Below are 20,124 nucleotides of genomic sequence, written 5' to 3' on the forward strand. Positions count from 1 at the left end.
CACGACCACCTCCCGGAACCCGAATCCTGCGAACCACCGCACACGGTGCCGGCGATCGAGCCGAGCGCCGTGCTACCCCAGTGCCTAACGCGCTCGCAGCGCCACCGCCACGAGCGCCGCGTCAGCCGGCCTCCGCACATCGCGGCCGGTCAGTTCGTGGAAGCGGGCGAAGCGGTGCTGGATCGTGTTGCGGTGGCAGTAGAGCGCGGCCGCCGTCTCCGCGATGGAGCCGCTGCCCGACAGGTGGGTGCGGACCGTCTCCAGCAGGCGGTCCGCCTCCGCGCCGGTCACGTCGGGGTCGTCGAGCCCGCCCAGGACGTCGAGCGCCAGATCGCGGGCGAAGTCGCCGGCCTGGTGCGCGAGTACGTCGAGCCAGCTGTCCTCCAGCAGGCGCGGCGCCGCGGCGTCCGGCGGCAGGACCTGGGCCGTCGCCATGGCCAGGACCGTGGTGCGCGGCACCGCGGCGAGCCCGGTCGCCTGCGGGGCCACGCCGCAGGGCGTGTCGCCGAGGTGGTCCAGGACGCACGCGCGGGTGGTGTGCTTGCCCAGCTGCACGACCAGGACGGCGTCGCCACCCACCATCTGGTGCTGCACCGGCGCGCCCGCCGCCCGCAGCGTCACCGCCGCCCGGCGCAGACCGGGGTCGGCCGCCGCCGAGGACGCCGCGCACAGGAAGCGGCCCGTCGCCGCGAAACCGAGGGCGAGCCCCGCGTCGCGGACGACCGTGGGGTTGCGGCCCTCGCTCTCCAGGAGCCGGGTGAACCACATGCGGCGCTCGTCCTCCGCACGCCGCCCCATCTCCAGGACCGTGCGCTGATACGCCGTCATGATCCCGGTGACGTGCCCTTCGACGGCCTCCCACACGTGGTACGCGGATTCCACCAGGTCCGCCATGTCCACCGGGTCCGCCCGCCTGACCAGGGCCGCCCACACCACCCGGAAGTCCAGACGGGCCGCCTGCAGCAGCGAGTCGAGCGGCACGCCTTGCCGGGCCCGGTCCTCGCCGACCCGCTGGGAGACCCCGGCGATGTGCGGCGGCACCGGCAGCTGAGCCACCGTGCGCAGCAGCAGCTCGAAGGCGTGCCAGGCCGTGTCCCGGAACTGGGCGTCCGGCACCCGTTCCGCGTACGTCGTGCGCACGGGGCGCACCATTTCCAGCCACTCGCCGATGAGCCCGTCGATGTTGTCCAGGCACTGCCCCGCCAGCTCGGCGATGCGCGGTGAGGGCGGGGGCAGCGCGGTGTCGCGGCGGGGCGGATTGTGCATGTGACCAATCCTGAGGGGTGCACGGGCGATATTTCAACGTTGGCTTTGTGCTCGCTGCCCCTGAAGCTGAGGCAGTCCCGCGGCGCATCGCCCGGGTCCCGCCGGACAGGAGGGCCACTCGACCGTGCATCTGACCCCTCGCGAACAGGAACGGCTCCAGCTGTTCACCGTCGCCGAACTCGCGCGCCGCCGCCGCGCCCGGGGCCGCCGCCTCAACGCCCCCGAGGCGATCGCCCTGATCTGCGACGAGATCCTGGAGGCCGCCTGGGACGGGCTGAGCCTCGACGAGGTCATCGAGGCGGCGGGCCGGGTCCTGACCGCGGACGACGTGATGGACGGCGTCGCCGACATCGTCACGACCGTGCAGGTCGAGGCGTTGTTCCCGAGCGGCACGTCACTCGTCGCCGTCGACCGGCCCATCGGGCCCCCGAGCCCCACGGCGCCCGGCGCGGTGCGCACCGCCGACGAGCCCGTCGAGATCAACGTGGGCCGCCCGCGCACCACCCTCACCGTCCGCAACACCGGAGACACCGTCGTCTACGTCTCCTCGCACTACCCGCTGCACGAGGTCAACCAGGCCCTCGACCTGGACCGCGAGGCCGCCCGCGGCCTGCGCCTCGACATCGCCGCCGGCACCGCACTCGCCTTCGCGCCCGGCGAACAGCGCGACGTCGTCCTCGTCCCCGCCAGCCGCAAGACCCAGGAGCGCGCATGACCAGCGTCGACCGCCGCACGTACCACGCCCTGTACGGGCCGACCACCGGCGACCGGATCCGGCTCGGCGACACCTGTCTGTGGGTGGAGGTCGAGGCCGACGACGGCACGCCCGGCGACGAACTCCTCGGCGGCTGCGGCAAGACGGTCCGCGACGGGCTCCTCGCCTCACCCCGTTCCGACCGGGACTCGGCGCTCGACATGGTCGTCGCGGGCGTGGTGCTCATGGATCCCGTGCTCGGCGTCCGCAAGACCGACATCGGCATCAAGGACGGCCGCATCGTGTCCGTCGGCGGCGTCGGCAACCCCGATGTCATGGACGTCGAGTACGCCATCGACTCGCACACCTCGGTCGTGCCTGGCGAAGGTCTGATCGCGACGCCCGGCATCGTCGACAGCCACGTCCACCTGTCCTCGCCCGAGGTCGCGCCCGCAGCCCTCTCCGCCGGTGTCACGACCCTGGTCGGCATGGGCCTCGGCGGTGTGTGGGAGATCGGCTGCAACCCCGCCCACAACCTGCACACCCTGATGAGCGCCTGGCAGGGCACCCCGCTCAACATCGCGTTCCTGGCCCGGGGGTCGTCCAGCTCGCGGGCGCTCCTCGACGAGATCACCCTCGCCGGCGCCGGCGGCTTCAAGATCCACGAGGACTTCGGGGCGACCCCGCGCATCATCGACAACTGTCTCGACACCGCCGAGCAGGCCGACCTGCCGGTGGCTCTGCACACCGACTCCATGAACGAGTCCGGCTATCTGCGCGACACCATCGGCGCGACCCGCGGGCGGACCGTGCACGCGTACCACGTGGAGGGCGGCGGCGGGCACCCTGACCTGCTGGAGATCCTCTCCGAGCCGAACATCCTGCCGTCGTCGACGACGCCCACGGTCCCGTACACCCCGAACACGGTCGGCGAGCTGTTCCCGATGACGATGACCGTGCACCGGCAGAACCACCACTCCGCGAGCGACGTCGAGATCTCCAAGGGGAGGATCCGCGGGCACGCCATCGCCGCAGAGAACGCCCTGCACGACCTGGGCGCCATCTCCATCGTCAACTCCGACTCCATGGGCATGGGCCGGATCGCCGAGACCGTCCGTCGCACCTGGCAGCTCGCCCACGTGCAGGCACTCGCCAACGGCGGCGGGGGAGTGGAACGACCGGAGAACGTACGGGCGTTGCGCTATCTCGCCAAGATCACCCTGAACCCGGCGGTCGCGCACGGCCTCGCCCACGAGGTCGGCACCGTGCAGGCCGGCCGGATGGCGGACCTGGTGCTGTGGGACCCCAAGTGGTTCGGCAGCAAGCCCGAACTGGTCATCAAGGCCGGGTTCGTGGCCTGGGGCAACTCCGGCTCGGGATCGGGCTCCACGCGGCTGACCCAGCCGCGCGTCTACCGCCCCTACTACGGAGCGCTCGGCGGCGCTCCCGCACGGCTCTCGAAGGTCTTCGTCGCCGAGGCCGCCCTCCAGGACCGGGCCGCGCGCGCCGCCCTGCCCCCGGGCCTGAACTACGCGCCGATCCGCGGCAGCCGCGGACTGACCCGCGCCGACATGCTGCACAACACCGCGACCCCGCGCGTGATCGTGCCCCGCGAGCCCGCCCCGGTCCTCGTCGACGGCGTGCCCACCGGGACCGCGCCCGCCACCGAGCTGCCGCTCGCCCAACTGCACCATCTGGCCTGAGAGGCGGCCACCTCATGCGACTCGATCTACTCGTCCGCAACGCCCGTGTCCGCACCCTCGATCCGGACCGGCCCACCGCCCACACCCTCGGCATCCTGCACGGCCGTGTCGTCGGGCTCGACGACGAGGTGGCGGGCCTGTCCGCGCGGCGCGTCCTCGACGCCGGCGGCGCCACCGTGCTGCCCGGCTTCAACGACGCGCACTGCCACACCGCCTGGTTCGGGCTCACCCTCACCCAGCTCGACGTCTCCACCGCCCGTACGGTCGACGAGGTGTACGCCGCCGTCGCCGCGTACGCCGCCGAACTCGCCCCGGACGCCTGGGTGATCGGCGCCGGACTCGACCACAACAAGCTCGGCGGGCACTACCCGCACCGCGACGCCCTCGACCGCGCCGCGGGCGGCAGGCCCGTGTGGCTCAAGCACACCTCCGGGCACGCCTGCGTCGTCAACACCCCCGTGCTCGCCGCCGCAGGTGCGCTCGACGACGGCTTCCGCGACCCGGACGGCGGTGTCGTCTCGCGGGATCAACCGGGCCGCCCCGACGGGCTGTTGGAGGAGACCGCCCAGCGGCTGGTGCAGCGGCAGGTGCTGCCGTACCCGGTGGAGACCGTCGCCGACGCCGTCGACGCGGCCACCCGGCACTACCTCACCGAAGGCATCACCAGCTTCACCGAAGCAGGTATCGGCGGCGGCTGGATCGGGCACACGCCGGTCGAGCTCGGCGCCTACCAGCTCGCCCGCGACACCGGACGTCTGCACACCCGGGCCCAGCTCATGGCCGCGTCCGACGTACTGCACCCGCTGACCGCGCACGCCGACGACGACATCACCCTCGGCCTCGACCTCGGTCTGCGCACCGGCTTCGGCGACGACCGGCTCTCGCTCGGCCCGGTGAAGATCTTCCTCGACGGGTCGCTGCTCGGGCGGACGGCCGCCGTCACCGAGCCCTTCTGCGGCTGCCCGCGGCACGACACGAACACAGAACGGCCGACGGGCTACTTCCAGGGCGACGCCGACGCGATGCAGGACCTGGTCGTCGCGGCCCACCGCTCCGGGTGGACCGTCGCCGCGCACGCCATCGGCGACCGGGCCGTCGGCCTCGCCCTCGACGCGTTCGCGCGGGCCCGCAAGGAACGACCGCGCGAGAGCGTCCGGCACCGGATCGAGCACGCCGGAGTCGTCCGCCCCGACCAGCTGGCCCGCTTCGCCGAGCTGGACGTCGTCCCCGTGCCGCAGCACAACTTTCTGCACAGCTTCGGCGATGCCATGGCCGCCGCGCTCGGCCCCGAGCGCACCGCATGGTCGTACCGCATGAAGTCCTTCACCGACCTCGGGCTGCCCGTCCCCGGCAGCTCCGACCGGCCCGTGGCGCCCGGCGCGCCGCTGCCCGCGATCCAGTCCATGGTCACGCGACTGACCGAGACCGGGGTGCCGTACGGTCCGGACGAGAGTGTTCCGGTTCTTGCTGCGCTGCACGCCTGGACCGAGGGATCGGCCCTCGCCACCGGCTTCGGCGGGCGCAAGGGGCGTCTCGTTCCCGGGCAGCTCGCCGACCTCACCGTCCTGGACGGCGACCCCGTTCGCACCGACCCCGACCGCATCGGCGCGATCAGGGTCCTCGCCACCGTCGTGGGCGGCGAACCCGCCCACGACCCGCACGGCCTCACCCGCACCCCCGCACGCTCCGGTCCACCGTCCCCGCCGGCCACCGAGGCCGCCTCCCCTCCCCAGGAGAACGCGTGAGCACCCCCAGCAAGCCCGACCTGAAGGACATCAGAAAGCTGCTCACAGCGGCCTTCAGCGGCACCGCGCTCGAGTGGTACGACTACTTCCTCTACGGCACCGCGGCCGCCCTCGTCTTCAACAAGCTGTTCTTCCCCGAGCTCGACCCCACGGTCGGCACCATCGCCTCCTTCGTGACGTTCGCCGTCGGCTTCGTCGCCCGCCCCATCGGCGCCGCGATCTTCGGCCACATAGGCGACCGCTACGGCCGCAAGGTCTCACTGATCATCACCGTCGTGATGATGGGAGCCACCACGGGCTGCATCGGCCTGCTGCCCACGTACGACACCATCGGCGTGTGGGCGCCCGCGCTGCTCGCGGCCCTCCGCTTCCTCCAGGGCATCTCCGTCGGCGGCGAGTGGTCGGGCGCGATGCTGCTGACCCTGGAGCACACGCCGAAGGAGAAGCACGGCAGCTACTCGTCGATCCCCCAACTCGGCTCGCCCGTCGGCACGTTGCTCTCCAGCGGCGCCTTCGCGCTGGTCGGCCTGCTGCCGGACGGCTCCTTCTACTCCTGGGGCTGGCGCCTGCCGTTCCTCGTCGCGTTCCCGCTGCTGGCGTTCGCACTGTTCCTGCGCATGCACATCGAGGAGTCCCCGGTCTTCCGCAAGATGCTGGAGGACGCCGAGCGTAACGGCCCGAAGCCCGCGCCACTCGTCGAGGCCTTCCGCCGCACCTGGGGCCGCATGATCGTCGGCGTCGGCGCCGCGTTCCTCGGCGTGGGCGGCTTCTTCCTGATGAGCACGTTCATCATTTCCTACGGGACCGACGAACTCGGCATCGACAAGCAGACGATGCTCAACTCCACCGTCATCGGCTCCGTCGTCGAGATCGTCGTCCTCGTCCTCGCGGGCCGGCTCGCCGACCGGATCGGCGCCTGGCGGGTCTGTGCCATCGGCGCCCTCGTCACCATGGTCGTGGCGTTCCCCGCCTTCTGGCTCGTCGACACCAAGGAGACCGGCCTGGTCTACCTCGGCGTCTCGCTCGGCATCGGCGCCCTGTCCATCCCGTATGCGCCGATCGGCGCCGTCGTCTCCGGCATGTTCCCGGAGGAGTTCCGTTACAGCGCCGTCGCCATGTCCTACAACCTCGCGGGGGTCCTGTCCGGCTTCGTGCCGCTGATCGCCACCTCGCTCACCAGCGCCGCCGACGGCGCTTCGTGGGGCGCCGGGCTGCTGCTCATGGTCATCGCGGCCTGCACCGTCGCGGGCTCCCTCGCCGCGGGCACCGTCCTGCGCCGCCACGCCGCCGCCCTCTCCGCCCCGTCCCAGAACGTCGAGGTCCCCGCATGAACCCGCACCACCCTGCCCGTACCGGCGGACAGGTCCTGATCGACCAGCTCACCGCGCACGGCGCCGACACCGTCTACGGCGTGCCCGGCGAGAGCTACCTCGCCGCGCTCGACGCCCTGCACGACGCCCCGGTCCGCATGGTGGTGTGCCGCCACGAGGGTGGCGCCGCCTACATGGCCGAGGCGCACGGCAAGCTCACCGGGCGCCCCGGGATCTGCTTCACCACCCGGGGCCCCGGCGCCACCAACGCCCTGGTCGCCCTGCACACCGCCCACCAGGACGCCACCCCGCTGATCCTCTTCATCGGCCTCGTCCCGCGCGACCACACCGACCGGCACTCCTTCCAGGAGCTGGACCTGCGCGGCACGTTCGGCGCCAGCGCCAAGCTCGTCGAGACCATCGAGGACGCCGCCCGCATCCCCGAGTACGTCGCCCGCGCCTTCGCCGTCGCGTGCAGCGGACGCCCGGGACCCGTGGTCATCGGCCTGCCCGAGGACATGCTGACGGATGTCGTGCACGTCGCCGATGTGCGGCCCCTGCCGGTTCCGGACGGAGGGGTCGCACCCGCCGAACTCGACCGGTTCGAGAGCCTGCTGGCGGATGCCGAACGGCCGCTCGTCGTCCTCGGCGGCAGCCGCTGGACGCCTGCCGCCCGCGCCGACCTCCGGGCCTGGGCCGAGGCGTGGTCGCTGCCCGTCGCCGTCGACTTCCGCTGCCAGGACCTCTACGACAACGAGGCCGAGCAGTACGTCGGCCACCTCGGCTACGGCCGCGACGACCGGCTCGCCGCACGCCTGCGCACCGCCGACCTGCTGATCACCGTCGGCGCCGCGCCCGGCGACGTGACGACCGACGGCTTCACGCTCCTGCCGCACGACGGCACCGGGCCGCGCCTGGTGCAGGTGCTCCCCGAGGCCCAGCCCCCGGGCGTCCTCCACCCCGCCGCACTGACCCTGCTCGCCGCCCCCGAGGCGTTCGGCACGGCCGTGCGTACCCTGCGCCCCGCCGGGCCCGTGCCCTGGGCGCTGCGCACCAAGCAGGACCGGGCCGCGCACCTCGCCTTCCGTACCCCGGCGCCCGATGCCGACCCGCTCGACCTCGGCGCGGTCTTCGCCGCCCTCGACGCCGCGCTGCCCGCCGACGCCGTCGTCACCTTCGGCGCGGGCAACCACGCCATCTGGGCCCAGCGGTTCCTCACGTACCGCGACGGCGGACGCCAACTCGCCCCGCGCAACGGTTCGATGGGCTACGGCATCCCCGCCGCCGTGGCCGCCGCGCTCGCCCACCCGGGTCGCCGCGTCGTCTCGATCGCGGGCGACGGCTGCTTTCTGATGAACGGTCAGGAACTTGCCACCGCGGTCGCCGAGGGCGCCGCCCCGCTGATCCTCGTACTGAACAACGCGCAGTACGGCACCATCCGCCAGCACCAGGAGCAGGCCTACCCCGGCCGGGTCAGTGGGACCGCCCTCGGCAACCCCGACTTCGCCGCCTACGCCCGCGCCTTCGGTGCCCACGGCGAGACCGTCACCGCCACCGACGCGTTCGGGCCCGCCCTGGAGCGCGCCCTGGCCTGCGGCACGGCCGCCCTCATCGAACTGAAGGTGACCGACGGGCGGCTCGCCCCCGGCATCACCGTCGCCGACCTGCGCAAGGAGACCGCCGGTGTCTGACCTCGCCCTGCACAACATCGTCGACGGCCGCACCGTCGAGGTCGCCGACCGCATGGAGCTGACCGATCCGGCCACCGAAGAGGTCTACGGCACCGCGCCCCGCTCGGCGCCGGCCGACGTGGACACCGCGGTCGACGCCGCCCGCCGGGCCCTGCCCGCCTGGCGGCGGAGCACCCCGGCCCGACGGCAGGAGGCCCTGCTGCGCCTCGCCGACCTCGTGATCGAGCACGCGGACGCGCTCCTCGACGCCGAGATCCGCGGCACGGGCAAGCCGCGCGAGACCACTCGCACAGTCGAAATCCTGCGCGGAGCCGACCAGTTGAGGTTCTTCGCGGGCGCGGCACGCGTTCTGGAAGGCGTCGCGGCCGGGGAGTACGCGGAGGGACACACCTCGTACGTGCGCCGCGAGCCGGTGGGCGTCGTCGCCCAAGTCACCCCATGGAACTACCCGTTCATGATGGCGGTGTGGAAGCTCGGCCCCGCCCTCGCCGCCGGGAACACCGTCGTCCTCAAGCCGTCCGACACCACTCCCTGGTCGACGGTCTTGCTCGGCGAACTCGCCCAGCGGGCCTTTCCGCCCGGCGTCGTGAACATCGTCTGCGGCGACCGTGACACGGGCCGCGCCCTCGTCGCCCACCCGGACGTCGACATGGTCGCCATCACCGGCAGCACCCGGGCCGGCTCCGAGGTGATGGCGCAGGCGGCGCGCGACGTCAAGAATGTCCACCTCGAACTCGGCGGCAAGGCGCCGGCGATCGTCTTCGCGGACGTCGACCCGGTCCGCACGGCCGAGGCTCTCGCCGACGCGGCCTTCTTCAACGCAGGACAGGACTGCACCGCGGTCACCCGCGTCCTCGTCCAACGAGAAGTCCACGACGCGGTGTTGAAGGCGCTGGTGGAGGCGGCGCGCGCCAGGTCGGCCGGAGGCCCGGACGAGGACGGTGTCTTCCACGGTCCGCTCAACAGCGCGGCCCACGCGGCCCGCGTCGCCTCCGTCATCGCGGGCCTCCCCGGGCACGCCAAGGTCGAGACGGGTGGCGCCCGCCTCGACCGGCCCGGCTACTTCTTCCCGCCCACCGTGATCTCCGGCGTCCACCAGGACGACGACGTGGTCCAGGGAGAGATCTTCGGCCCCGTGATCACCGTCCAGCCCTTCGACACGGAGGACGAGGCGCTCGCCCTGGCGTGTGGCGTCGACCTCGGGCTCGCCTCCAGTGTCTGGACCGCGGACCTGGCCCGTGCCATGCGCGTCAGTGCCGAACTCGACTTCGGCTGCGTCTGGCTCAACTGCCATCAGGTCATCCCCGCCGAGATGCCCCACGGCGGATTCAAGCAGTCCGGGATCGGCCGGGATCTGAGCCGGTACGGACTGGACGACTACACCAGGGTCAAGCACGTCATGGCGGCACACGCCAAACCCTGAGCGGCGAAGGCGAGTTGGGCTCCAGGGCCCCGGCCGTTCCGTCTGCGCGCCGTCGCAATGATCCGCGTACCCGTCGATCCGCTGCGCGTGGGAAGCGTGATGCGTACGATCGATCGGAGGTTCGCGTCATGTCGGCGCGCACGGGGGAGGTCGGTCGTGTCGGATCCGTTGTCCTCGCTCGCCCTGACCGGAGCAAGCACGATCGTGACGGCCATGGCGACCACCGCGTGGGAGTCCGCGCGCGATCGGGTCGTTGCGGTCTTCCGCCGGCACAGCGGCGGAGCCGGGGAACAGGGCGCCCCGGAACGGAGCCAGGTCTACCTGGAGTTGGAGGCGAGCGCCGCCCAACTCCGGGACGCCGCCGACCCGGAGGCCGCCCGGCAGGAGTTGCAGCGCCGATGGCAGTGGCTGCTGGAAGCCCTGCTGCGGGCCAGCCCGGACGCCGTCGAGGAACTGCGCGCGCTGACCGAAGAGGTCGGACGACGACACCGGGACGCCTCACCCCGTTGGAACCAGAGCGTGGTGGCCAGGGACGGCGGTTCGGCGTTCGGGGCCCTGGGGCCGGGGGCCGGCGTGCACGTTCACTACCACGGCGTGCCGGAACCGCCCGCGGCGGGACGTCCCGGGGAGCGGGGCGAGTCGGACTCGTGAACCAGTCGGTACATGCCGAGAACGGGTTCGCCTACGGCGTGGTCGGCGCGGACATCCACGTGTTCGGGGACGGCGTCCCCGTCTACCTCCTCCAGCGCTGGCAGCCCCTCGCGACGCCGGACGACGCGTTCTTGCGGGACGTGCCCAGTCGTATGCTCAACGCCCGTTTCCGAGTGGTGGAGTTCACCGGGCGCGCCGCCGAACTGTCCTCGCTCCAGGCGTGGCGCGACGAAGCGGGCGCGCTCGCCGTGCGCTGGCTCCACGCGCCGGGAGGGCAGGGCAAGACCCGGCTCGCCGAGCGCTTCGCGCAGGCGTCCCTGGCCGACGGCTGGCAGGTCGTGACCGCGACCCACGGCCCGGGCAGCGTGCTGCCGCCGCCCGGCAGCCAGGACCTCGCCGACGGGGGAGAGACGGGCGTGCTGCTGATCGTCGACTACGCCGATCGCTGGCCGCTGTCGCACCTGCTGTGGCTCTTCAGCAACGCCCTGTTGCACGGCGACAGCGGGCGACCGGCTCGTGTGCTGCTGCTGGCCCGCGGTGACGATCTGTGGCCCGGAGTCCGTGCCGCCCTGGTCAACCAGGGCGCGCGCACCTCGTCCCAGCGCCTGGCTCCGCTGTCCGGCGAGGAGAACGCCTCTGGCGGAGCGAGCCCCGCTGCCGACGAAGGCGCCTCCGGTTCCCCGCGCGCCCAGATGTTCACCGTGGCCCGAGACAGCTTCGCCGCCCGCTACGATGCCGCCGCGGCCGGGATCACCACGGCCGGGATCACCGCTCCAGCCCTGCTCGGCGAGGCCGAGTTCGGCCTGACGCTGGCCGTGCACATGGCCGCTCTCGTCGCCGTCGACGCGGCGGTGCACGGCGTACGCCCACCGGAGGACCTCGCCGGACTCTCCACGTACCTCCTGGACCGTGAACAGCTGCACTGGGCGCGCCTGCACGGGGACGCCGACCACGTGATCGCCCCGGACGCGACCGCCTTCCGTACCCCTCCCCACGTCATGAACCGTACGGTCTTCACCGCGGCGCTCACCGGAGCGGTGGCCCCCGACGCGGGCCGCGCGGCGATCGAGCCGCTCACCGTGCACGCGCCGGCCGGGCAGCTCCTGACCGACCACGCCGTCTGCTATCCCGCCGCGGAGCCGGGCCAGGGAACCGTGCTGGAACCCCTTTACCCGGACCGGCTCTGCGAGGACTTCCTCGCCCTGACCCTCCCCGGACACCAGGCCGACTATCCGGAACAGCAGTGGGCCGGCGAGATCGTCAACGGTCTGCTCCGCGAGGCCGACGTCTTCGGCGGTCCCCTCGAGGCGGACTGGACGGCCCGTGCGATGGTCTTCCTGGCCGCCGCCGCGGTGCGGTGGCCGCACGTTGGTCCGGCCCACCTTTTCCCGCTGCTCTCCGGCGTTCCGCAACTCGCCGTCATCGGAGGCAGCGCCACCCTGGCCGCCCTGGCCGAACTCGAGGACATCGACCCGGACCTCCTCGAGGCCGTCGCCATGTTCTTCCCGCCGTTCCAACGGCCGAGCCCCGACCTGGATCCCGGTATCGCCGCGGTCAGCACCCGGCTGCTCCCGCACCGGCTGGAGCGGGCGCGCAGCCTCAACGACCGGGCCGTGACCCGGCACGAGCACGGAGTGCGGCTGACCCACGCAGGCCGGTTCGAAGAGGCCCTGGCCGAGGCGACGACCAACGTCAGCGAGCTGAGGGAAGCGGTGCTGAGGATGCCTCGCACCCCGCAACGCCGGATCGTCGAGGCCAATCTCGCAATGGGGCTCAACACCTACGCCAAGCGGCTGGACGAGACGGGCCGACGGGCGGAGGCGCGAGCCGCGACGGAGGAAGCGGTGGCGCTGAAGCGCGAACTGGCCGCCGCCGACGGGATGTTCCTGCCGGACCTTGCCAGTGGTCTGCTCGGCCACAGCCGGGATCTCCTCCAGTCCGGACACGCGGCGGACGCGGCGGTAGCGCTGGAGGAGTGCGTGGGGCTCTACCGGGGCCTCGTGGTCTCCGACGCCCGCGCCCATGAATCCGACCTGGCGGCGTCGCTGGCCGCCCTGGGCATGTGCTACCAGCACACCGGACGCTCCCACGAGTCGCTCGCGCTGGCCCGCGAGGGCGTGGCGGTGCGCCGCCGGCTCGCTGCCAAGGACCCGTCCGGCCACGCTCAGACGCTCGCCATCGAGCTGCAGCAACTCGCACGGTCCCTCGAAGCCGTGGGCAGTCCCGACGCGGTGCCCACCGCCCAGGAGGCCGTCGACCTGTACCGGGAACTGGTCCGGGTCAACCCGGCCGCCTACGAACGGTCATTGGCGGACGGCCTGATCGGACTCGCCGGGCGACTGGTCGTACGCCGGCGCGCCGAGGAGAGCCTGACGGCCGTGCAGGAGGGAGTGGCGATCCTCCGCCGCGTCACCGCCCAGCGGCCGGGCGTCGAGCGGTACACGCTGGGCGAGGCGCTGAGCATGAAGGTCGCCACTCTGCTCGGTCTGGCCATCGCGTCGAACAACGACGGCAGGTCGGAAGAGGCAGCGCAATGGCACACGGAGGCGGTCGCCGCCACCCATGAAAACGTCGCACTCTACGGCGAGTTGACGGCGACCGACCCGGCGGCCTTCGCCTACCACGTCTCCGCGCTGCTCCTCGCCGTGTACGTCCGGATCATGGACACCGACCTCCTCGAAGACGCCGTGGGACTCTTCGACCGCGCCACGGATCTCATCAGCAGCGGCCACGCGCCACTGGACCGCGGGATGACCTACCACGAGATCGGCACCTCTCTCGCGGACCAGCTGGCCGCCCAGAACCATCCTGACGAGGCGGCCAGAATCCGACGACTTCTCATGCGTCGGCCGTAGCGCGGTCCCGAGGTCTTCCCGGAGGGCGGATGCGTCGCCCGTCAGGCGCAGCTTCCTGCGGTCGCAGGGCGAGCGGGCGACAGGGCTGCCCCCGGGCCCCGGGCCAGCGATCCGTATGCTCCCCGTCATGAGATTCTTCCGGTCGCGCGACCGCGACAACGCCAGACGGACGACGGGCACCCCGGTGGATCGGGCCAAGGCGCTGTACGAGGCCGGGCGTTACGCAGCGGCGGAGGCCGAGGCGCGGGCCGTGGCCCGGTCGCGGCCGCGCAGCGACCAGTATGCGGCGGTGGCGCTGTTCATCGCTGCCATTTCGACGGGCGCCCAAGGCCGCCATGCCGAGTCGATCGGCATGTACGACCAGGCGCTCGCGGCGTACGGCAGGATATTCGGCGCCACTCACGGGCTGGTCCTGAAGCTGCGTTCGGACCGGGCCCAGCAGCTGGCTGCGCTCGGCCGGTACACCGAGTGCGAAGAGGAGTGCGCGGCCGTCGCCGAAGCCGCCGACCGTGGAGCCGGTCGGGACATACCGCTGCTCGCGGTGGCCGCCCGCAACGGACTGGTGTTCGCCCTCAACGGGCAGGGCCGCCACCAGGAGGCCGAGACGGAGGCCCGCAAGGCGCTGGCCGCCCACCGCGCACCCGACCGGGCCTCCCTGGTTCTGCGGCTCGGTCTGGCCCGCAGTCTCAACGGCCAGGGCCGCCACGAGGACGCCCTCACCGAGGGGCAGGCAGCCGACGAGCTGTACCGGGGCCTGCCGGAGAGCCAGCGTCACCCGGACCGCGGCGCCGTCGAACTGGTCCTCGCCAACGCCCTGTTGGGGCTGCGCCGCGCACCCGAGGCCCGCCGGCGGGCCGCCGCCGCTCACGAGGTCTGCCTGGCCTCCTTCGGCCCCGACCACAGCCGCACCGTCGAAGCCCGGACGCTCATCGGCCGGATCGACGACACGCGCCCGTAGGCGCACGCGGCGAGCGGTCGGATCGGCCGGGCCTCGCGGCTCCCGAATCCGTGTGTAACGTCCGCGCCCCGTCACGCGTGTTGAGGGTGACACCGGCCCGACCCGCAGACGAGACGCCCATGGGGGACGCATGACGACCGACGACGCGCACGACCCCGGCAGCCGGGCCGGACCGCGGCGCGGAGCCGACGGCTTCGACGCCTTCTACGCCGCCACCGCCAAACGCCTGGTCTCCACGGTGTACGCCATGACCGGCGACCTGGCCGAGGCGGAGGACGCCGTGCAGGAGGCGTACGTCAGGGCCTGGCAGCGCTGGGACCGGCTGGTGCGCGAGGGCGATCCGCTGCCGTGGGTACGCACCGTGGCCTCCCGGCTGGCGATCAGTACGTGGCGCAGAACACGCGGTCGGCTGCTCGCGCACCGTAGGCACGGCCCGCAGGCGGACCTGCCCGAACTCTCCGCCGACCGGGTCGCGTTGATCGAGGCGCTGCGCGAACTGACACCGCAGCAGCGCCAGGTGATCGTGCTGCACCACCTCCTCGATCTGCCGGTGGAACAGGTGGCCCGCGAGACGGGCGCCTCCAACGGTGCCGTGCGCACCCGCCTCAGCCGCGCCCGCAAGCTCCTCGGCGAGCGCCTGGGCGACATCGCGTCGTCATCCGTGAGCCCGGTATCCGTGAGCCCGGCGTCCGTGAACACCGCATCCGCGAGCATCGCCCCCGCGAACGCCGCACCCTTGAACACCGCCGCCAAGGAGGCCGCGCACCATGCCTGAGGTCGACGAACTGCTCGATGACGTGACGCTGTCCCTGCCCGACGCCGCCACCCTCCGCGCCCGCGGTGCCCGCCGCACGGGCCGTCGGCGGGTACTGGTGGCGGGCGGTGCCGCGGCGGCGGTGCTGGCAGGAGTGGTGTGGGCGGTGCCGGGCGGCGGGGAGCGCCAGGAGGCCGGCCCCGCGCACGCGCCGGGGCAGCAGGTCTCGGAGAGCGCCGCGACGTTCCCGGCATCGACTCCGTACCGCAAGAACGGCACGATCGTGCTCGGCCCCGCCAAGGGCCTTCCGCGGGACGGCAGCCGGCACTGGGTCCGCACGGACAAGGGCGCGGCGGAAGAGGACTGGCCGCTGGCCTGGGTGGGCTTCGGCTCGGCCGCCTGCGGGCCCGACATCCTGCCGAAGGAGAAGGCGTCGCCCGGCGAGCACCGGGGCGACAGCTGGAACTACACCGGGTCCGGTGGGGCGGTGGCCCGCCAGGTGTACCTGGAGTACACGACGCCCTACGACCGTATGACCGACCTCTCCGACCTGATCAACTCCCTGACCGTGTGCGGACTGACGGCGGACGGGGCCGCGGGGGCAGAGCCCTCTCAGGTCTTCAAGGGCTCGGACCCCGAGCGGCCCGGTCTGACGGTGTGGGTCGAGCACGGCTGGAAGTGGATCAGGGTGGTGCAGGAACAGTCCAACAGGACGTCCGCTTCCTGATGGACTGATGGCCCGACTGCCCGACTGCCCGACTGCCTGACCGCCCGATGGCGACGTAGGTCGACGGCGACGTAGGCCGATGGCCTGGACTCCGGCTCGGGTTTCGGCCTGCGCGGGTGGAAGTCCACCCGGTCTTCCGGACGGGCGACGGTCGCCGGAGGCCGTCGCCCGCTCGGCGATGTGCGCGTACCGCCGCGCGCAGAAGCGGCCGGCGTCTCCGTGGAGGGTGTTTCAGGCGCCCCGTGTGCTTCAGGCGGCCAGCGGCTCGTAGGTGAACCAGTCGACGTGGACGGTGCCTTCGGCCGCGTACAGGCCGATGACCCGTCCGGTGAAGCCGCCGGCCACCTCGGTCGAGAGGTAACGGCCGTCGAGCGTCGCGAGCTCGCTGAAGGTGCCGTCCGGCTGCTCGACGCCGAGCGAGACGACGTCGGGGCCGGTGCGCGGGCGGTGGGGCAGGGGCAGGCGCGTGATCCGTACGGCGAGGACGGCCGGGCCCGTGGGCGCGGGCCGCGTTGCGACGACGGCGCGCACCGAGCCGACCCGGGAGATCACCCGTATCTGCGTGCCGTCGGTCTCGACGCTGTAGTGGTGCTGCTCGTCCAGGCGGACGGCGAGCCCGCCGACACCGTCGGCCGCGTCCACCAACGCCCGCGCCTCGCACGTGAGGTGCTGCTGCCTGCGCCCGATGAAGACGACGTCGGGATCGTCGAGCGAGGCACCGCGGGCGCGCAGGGTCAGGGAGCCGGGGCGTTCCTTGGTGGTGCAGTGCTCGGCTGAGCGGTCGCGTACGGAGATCCAGGACAGGTGGAGAGCGGGCAGGTCGAAGTCGTCGCGGAACGAGCCGTCGACGACTTCGGCGGGGGAGGCGATCTCGCCCACCACGGGCCAGCCGTCCTCGGTCCAGGTGACCGGTGCGAGGAAGGTCTCGCGGCCCAGCACGTGCCAGCCGGGGGTGCCGCCCTGTGGTCGCACGCCCAGGAAGACGATCCACCAGGATCCGTCCGCGGCCTGTACGAGATCGCCGTGGCCGGTGTTCTGGACGGGGTGGTCCGTGCCGCGGTGAGTGAGGACCGGGTTGTGCGGACACGGTTCGAAGGGGCCCGTCGGGCCAGGGCCGCGCGCGATGGAGATGGCGTGCCCGCGCTCGGTGCCGCCCTCCGCGATGAGCAGATACCAGTGGTCACCGATGCGGTAGAGGTGCGGGGCCTCGGGAGCCTTGGCACCGGGACCGCCGGACCACAGCGCGCGCCGCTCACCGGTCGTGCGCCCGGAGCGCGGGTCGATGGCGACCTGGCTCACCCCGGCGACGGTGCACCAGCAGGTGCCGTCCTCGTCCCAGGCGAGGTCCGGATCGATGCCTGGGACGTCCGGGAGCCGCACGGGATCGGACCACGGACCTGCCGGGTCGGTGGCGGTGAAGAGCATGTTGCCGCCACCCTCGGCGCAGTTGGTGACGATGAGCCAGAACCGGCCGTCGTGGTGGCGCAGTGTCGGTGCGTAGATGCCGCCGGAGGACGGCATGTCGACGGGCAGGCGCAACTGCTCGGGGCGGTCGAGAGCGTTGCCGATCTGCGTCCAGTGCAGCAGGTCGCGGCTGTGGAAGACCGGGATGCCGGGGAAGTACTCGAAGCTGGAGCAGACGAGGTAGTAGTCGTCGCCCACGCGACAGACGCTCGGGTCGGGGTGGAAACCGGGGACGACGGGTTGGACGGACACCATGGGGGCCTTTCGTCGGGGAGGTGCGCCTCTCGCGCGCGCAGTGTCGAAGCGCTTCACCTGGAGTGGGAAGTTAACGACTCGCTATTCACGAAACAAGGGGTTGAACGCAAAGAGGCCTTCTGTGGCGTGAGTCGTGTGCGCGATGCGCAGGGTGATCTCTACGTGGCCCTGTCCCGCCAACAGGACGTGAAATGCCGCATGTTGAGGCGAATGACCGAGGAACTCCGTGCTCGCAGCAGCCCTTTGTCGACCGAGGTGCCCCCGCCGTCGAAGCGCATCGAAGAGCCGTCACCACGACCTGCCACCTGCCACCGGCACCTGATACCCGGCACCCGCCACCCGGCACCTTCCCCCCGGCACCTACCACCCGCGATCCGGTCACCCGCGATCCGGTCACCGTGGCGGCAGGTGTCCTACGCGGTGTTCACCCCCTCGGGCGCCGGTGCCCCTCACGCAGCATGCGGTCCAGGGTGCGTCGGCCGCGTGCCGTCACCTGTGGGTCGTCGTGATCGGGGCCCCAGGCCAGACAGCCTGCCGCGTCGACAGCCGAGAGACACATCAGCGCGATCTCCTCGTCGGGCGTCAGCTGCCGCCCGTAACCGGTGAGAAGCGCGGTACGCAGGTCGGGGCGGGTGGGCCAGACCGAGCAGGCCAGCAGTACGAAGTCCTGGACGGCCGCGCCGCAGCGGGCGCGCTCGAAGTCGATCCAGGCGGCGGTGGTTCCGTTCCACAACAGGTTGCGCGGCCAGGCGTCGCCATGGAGGAACGCCATGGGCAGCGGCGGGAGGTGGGCCAGGCGCGCGGCGCAGGTGCGCACGAGGTCCCGTTCGGCCGGGCCGAGGCGCTCCCCGGCCGCGGCGATGTGCCGCTCCGCGCCGTCGGCCACCACCGCCACGGCGTCCTCGGCCTCGCGGCGGCGCGGGCCCGTCGGTTCACCGGCCGCGTGCAGCAGGGCGAGCAGCCGTCCCGCCTGACGGTGCGCCGCGGCCTCCTCGGCGCGGCGCAGGGTGAGCTGCCTGAGCGGGCGTCCGTCGACCGGGCTCAGCAACAGCGCGAGGTCCTGGGGAAGGGAGGCGATCAACTGCGGGGCGCGGAGCGCGCCGAGCGCGGGTACGGCATGGCGCAGGGCGAAGACCTCACGCTCGTACGGCACGGGCCTGGGGGAGACCTTCAGATAGGCCCGGACGGTGCCGTCGGGGCGGGGCAGGCCCCAGACCCGGGAACCGGCCCGGGGATGTGACACGTCGACCGGTGTCGCGCAGTCGCCGATCTCGGAGCGTGCCCAGGCCATCAGAGCCGCGGGCGGCTGGGTGAGGACACTCATGCGCCCCACCTCGATGACGGGTGCGCTGCGGCGGCGAACAAGGCGCGGCGGACGTCGACGAGACGGGCCTGCGCGGCCGTCGGCGCCGACTCGGCGGGAGGGTTTTCGAACGCGGGCTGAAGGTAGGGAAAGGCCAACACGGCAGTCACGGCAACTCCTTGGTCGATGGGGTGGAGGCAGCACATCGGACAACGCCGCTGATCACGGCGTCGACACGAGACCGCGGCGAGCGACATGGCGTACGCGAGTTCGATCGCTCGCGGGGTGATCCTTGCGGCATCGGGGCGTGCTCGGGGTGTCGCGTGTACGAATTCCCTCGTGTTGGTGACGTGCGTCGCCGCGGTAGCCCCGATGGGGGATCGCACCTCTGTGCGGGGCCACCTCGACGGGGCAAGATCGAGGTCCGGGTGGCCCCCGTTAGGGTCAGGGGCATGACGACATCTCTCGCCGGCAGTGCCTTCGACTCGCTCCGTCACGACGCCGTGCGCGACGAGGAGGAGCTGCGTGAGGTCTACGAGTTCCCCAAGGACGCGGCGCGGCGCAAGCAGATGACCGAACTCACGGATCAGACAAGGAGGTTGATCGGCTGCTCCTCGCTGGTCCTGGTCGCCAGCGCGGACGCGGAGGGCAACTGTGACGTGTCCCCGCGCGGCGGCCCCGCCGGTTTCGTCTCCGTGCTGGACGCGCGGACGGTGGCGATACCGGACGCGACCGGGAACAAGCGGCTCGACACGCTCCAGAACGTGATCGCCACCGGACGCGCCGGGCTGCTCTTCCTCGTCCCGGGGCGCACCACGACGCTCCGGGTGAACGGGCGGGCCTGCGTCTCCACCCGGCCGGAGCTGCTGTCGCAGCTGACCGCCGTGGGCAAGCCGCCGGCCAGCGCGCTGGTGATCGGGATCGACGAGGTCTATCCGCACTGCCCCAAGTCGCTGCTGCGGGGCGGGGCCTGGAAGCCGGAGCAGTGGCTGCCCGCGGACGCGCAGCCGACCTCGGCCGAGGTGACCCTGGCCCAGCTGCGGATGCCGGAGCTGACGATCGCCGACATCGAGCAGGCGGAATTCGAGTCGCTGAAGTACCGCTACGAGTAGTGAGCCGCCGCCCGGCCGGTCCGGAGCGTCGCGTGCCGTCGATGCATCCGCCGCCTCTCGGACGAGGAGTTCACAGAGCCGGGCCGTCTCGGCGGCCGGGTCGGCCACCGGCTGGATGAGGAGCTCGTCGCCGCCCGCCCGTTCCAGGGCGGCGATCCGATTGCGGAGGTCGTCGTGGGCGCCGACGAGCGCCACGCCGGGACGGGCGGGGAC

At 72.6% G+C, this 20,124-nt stretch carries 15 protein-coding genes; 12 read left to right on the plus strand and 3 right to left on the minus strand.

Annotated elements, in window-relative coordinates; translation table 11 throughout:
* Positions 1-84: 84 nt before the first annotated feature.
* A complete protein-coding gene (locus tag J3486_RS01255; RefSeq protein WP_207818025.1) occupies positions 85-1,266 on the minus strand; it encodes a CdaR family transcriptional regulator in 1,182 nt (393 codons plus the stop codon).
* Positions 1,267-1,390: 124 nt separating this feature from the next.
* Between J3486_RS01255 and ureA the strand changes: the two genes are divergently transcribed.
* From ureA to J3486_RS01310, 11 genes are all read left to right on the plus strand, one after another.
* Positions 1,391-1,981, plus strand: coding sequence for an urease subunit gamma (gene ureA / locus J3486_RS01260; protein ID WP_207818026.1), 591 nt, complete (start codon positions 1,391-1,393; stop codon positions 1,979-1,981).
* Entirely contained in the window at positions 1,978-3,663 is a 1,686-nt protein-coding gene (locus J3486_RS01265) for an urease subunit alpha (RefSeq protein WP_207818027.1), read from the plus strand. Before ureA ends, J3486_RS01265 begins: the two co-directional genes overlap by 4 nt.
* A gap of 14 nt (positions 3,664-3,677) precedes the next feature.
* Positions 3,678-5,408 (plus strand): amidohydrolase, encoded by a 1,731-nt coding sequence (locus tag J3486_RS01270; RefSeq protein WP_207818028.1) that lies wholly within the window; start codon positions 3,678-3,680, stop codon positions 5,406-5,408.
* Complete coding sequence (locus J3486_RS01275; RefSeq protein ID WP_207818029.1) at positions 5,405-6,739, plus strand: MFS transporter; 1,335 nt, start codon at positions 5,405-5,407, stop codon at positions 6,737-6,739. Before J3486_RS01270 ends, J3486_RS01275 begins: the two co-directional genes overlap by 4 nt.
* On the plus strand, positions 6,736-8,409 hold the full coding sequence (locus tag J3486_RS01280) for a thiamine pyrophosphate-dependent enzyme (RefSeq protein ID WP_207818030.1): 1,674 nt from the start codon (positions 6,736-6,738) through the stop codon (positions 8,407-8,409). The genes J3486_RS01275 and J3486_RS01280 overlap by 4 nt, the downstream gene beginning before the upstream one ends.
* Positions 8,402-9,832, plus strand: a complete 1,431-nt coding sequence (locus J3486_RS01285; RefSeq protein WP_207818031.1) for a gamma-aminobutyraldehyde dehydrogenase — start codon at positions 8,402-8,404, stop codon at positions 9,830-9,832. The genes J3486_RS01280 and J3486_RS01285 overlap by 8 nt, the downstream gene beginning before the upstream one ends.
* 156 nt (positions 9,833-9,988) lie before the next feature.
* Complete coding sequence (locus tag J3486_RS01290) at positions 9,989-10,483, plus strand: hypothetical protein (RefSeq protein ID WP_207818032.1); 495 nt, start codon at positions 9,989-9,991, stop codon at positions 10,481-10,483.
* Positions 10,480-13,338 carry a tetratricopeptide repeat protein gene (locus tag J3486_RS01295; protein WP_207818033.1) on the plus strand — a complete coding sequence of 953 codons (2,859 nt, stop codon included), beginning with the start codon at positions 10,480-10,482 and terminating at the stop codon, positions 13,336-13,338. Before J3486_RS01290 ends, J3486_RS01295 begins: the two co-directional genes overlap by 4 nt.
* A gap of 127 nt (positions 13,339-13,465) precedes the next feature.
* Positions 13,466-14,296: a tetratricopeptide repeat protein gene (locus tag J3486_RS01300; protein ID WP_207818034.1), complete on the plus strand. Its 831-nt coding sequence runs from the start codon at positions 13,466-13,468 to the stop codon at positions 14,294-14,296.
* Positions 14,297-14,426: 130 nt separating this feature from the next.
* On the plus strand, positions 14,427-15,071 hold the full coding sequence (locus J3486_RS01305; protein ID WP_207818035.1) for a SigE family RNA polymerase sigma factor: 645 nt from the start codon (positions 14,427-14,429) through the stop codon (positions 15,069-15,071).
* On the plus strand, positions 15,064-15,777 hold the full coding sequence (locus J3486_RS01310) for a hypothetical protein (RefSeq protein ID WP_207818036.1): 714 nt from the start codon (positions 15,064-15,066) through the stop codon (positions 15,775-15,777). Before J3486_RS01305 ends, J3486_RS01310 begins: the two co-directional genes overlap by 8 nt.
* A 249-nt stretch (positions 15,778-16,026) precedes the next feature.
* On the opposite strand, the gene J3486_RS01315 is transcribed toward J3486_RS01310, so the two are convergent.
* Complete coding sequence (locus J3486_RS01315) at positions 16,027-17,496, minus strand: glycoside hydrolase family 43 protein (protein ID WP_207818037.1); 1,470 nt, start codon at positions 17,494-17,496, stop codon at positions 16,027-16,029.
* Positions 17,497-17,920: 424 nt separating this feature from the next.
* Positions 17,921-18,820: a phosphotransferase enzyme family protein gene (locus tag J3486_RS01320; protein WP_207818038.1), complete on the minus strand. Its 900-nt coding sequence runs from the start codon at positions 18,818-18,820 to the stop codon at positions 17,921-17,923.
* A 431-nt stretch (positions 18,821-19,251) separates the two neighbouring features.
* On the opposite strand from J3486_RS01320, the gene J3486_RS01325 reads away from it, so the two are divergent.
* Positions 19,252-19,911, plus strand: coding sequence for an MSMEG_1061 family FMN-dependent PPOX-type flavoprotein (locus tag J3486_RS01325; protein ID WP_207818039.1), 660 nt, complete (start codon positions 19,252-19,254; stop codon positions 19,909-19,911).
* The last annotated feature ends 213 nt before the right edge of the window (positions 19,912-20,124 follow it).

This window comes from Streptomyces sp. VRA16 Mangrove soil, assembly GCF_017377775.1.
Classification (GTDB): Bacteria; Actinomycetota; Actinomycetes; order Streptomycetales; family Streptomycetaceae; genus Streptomyces.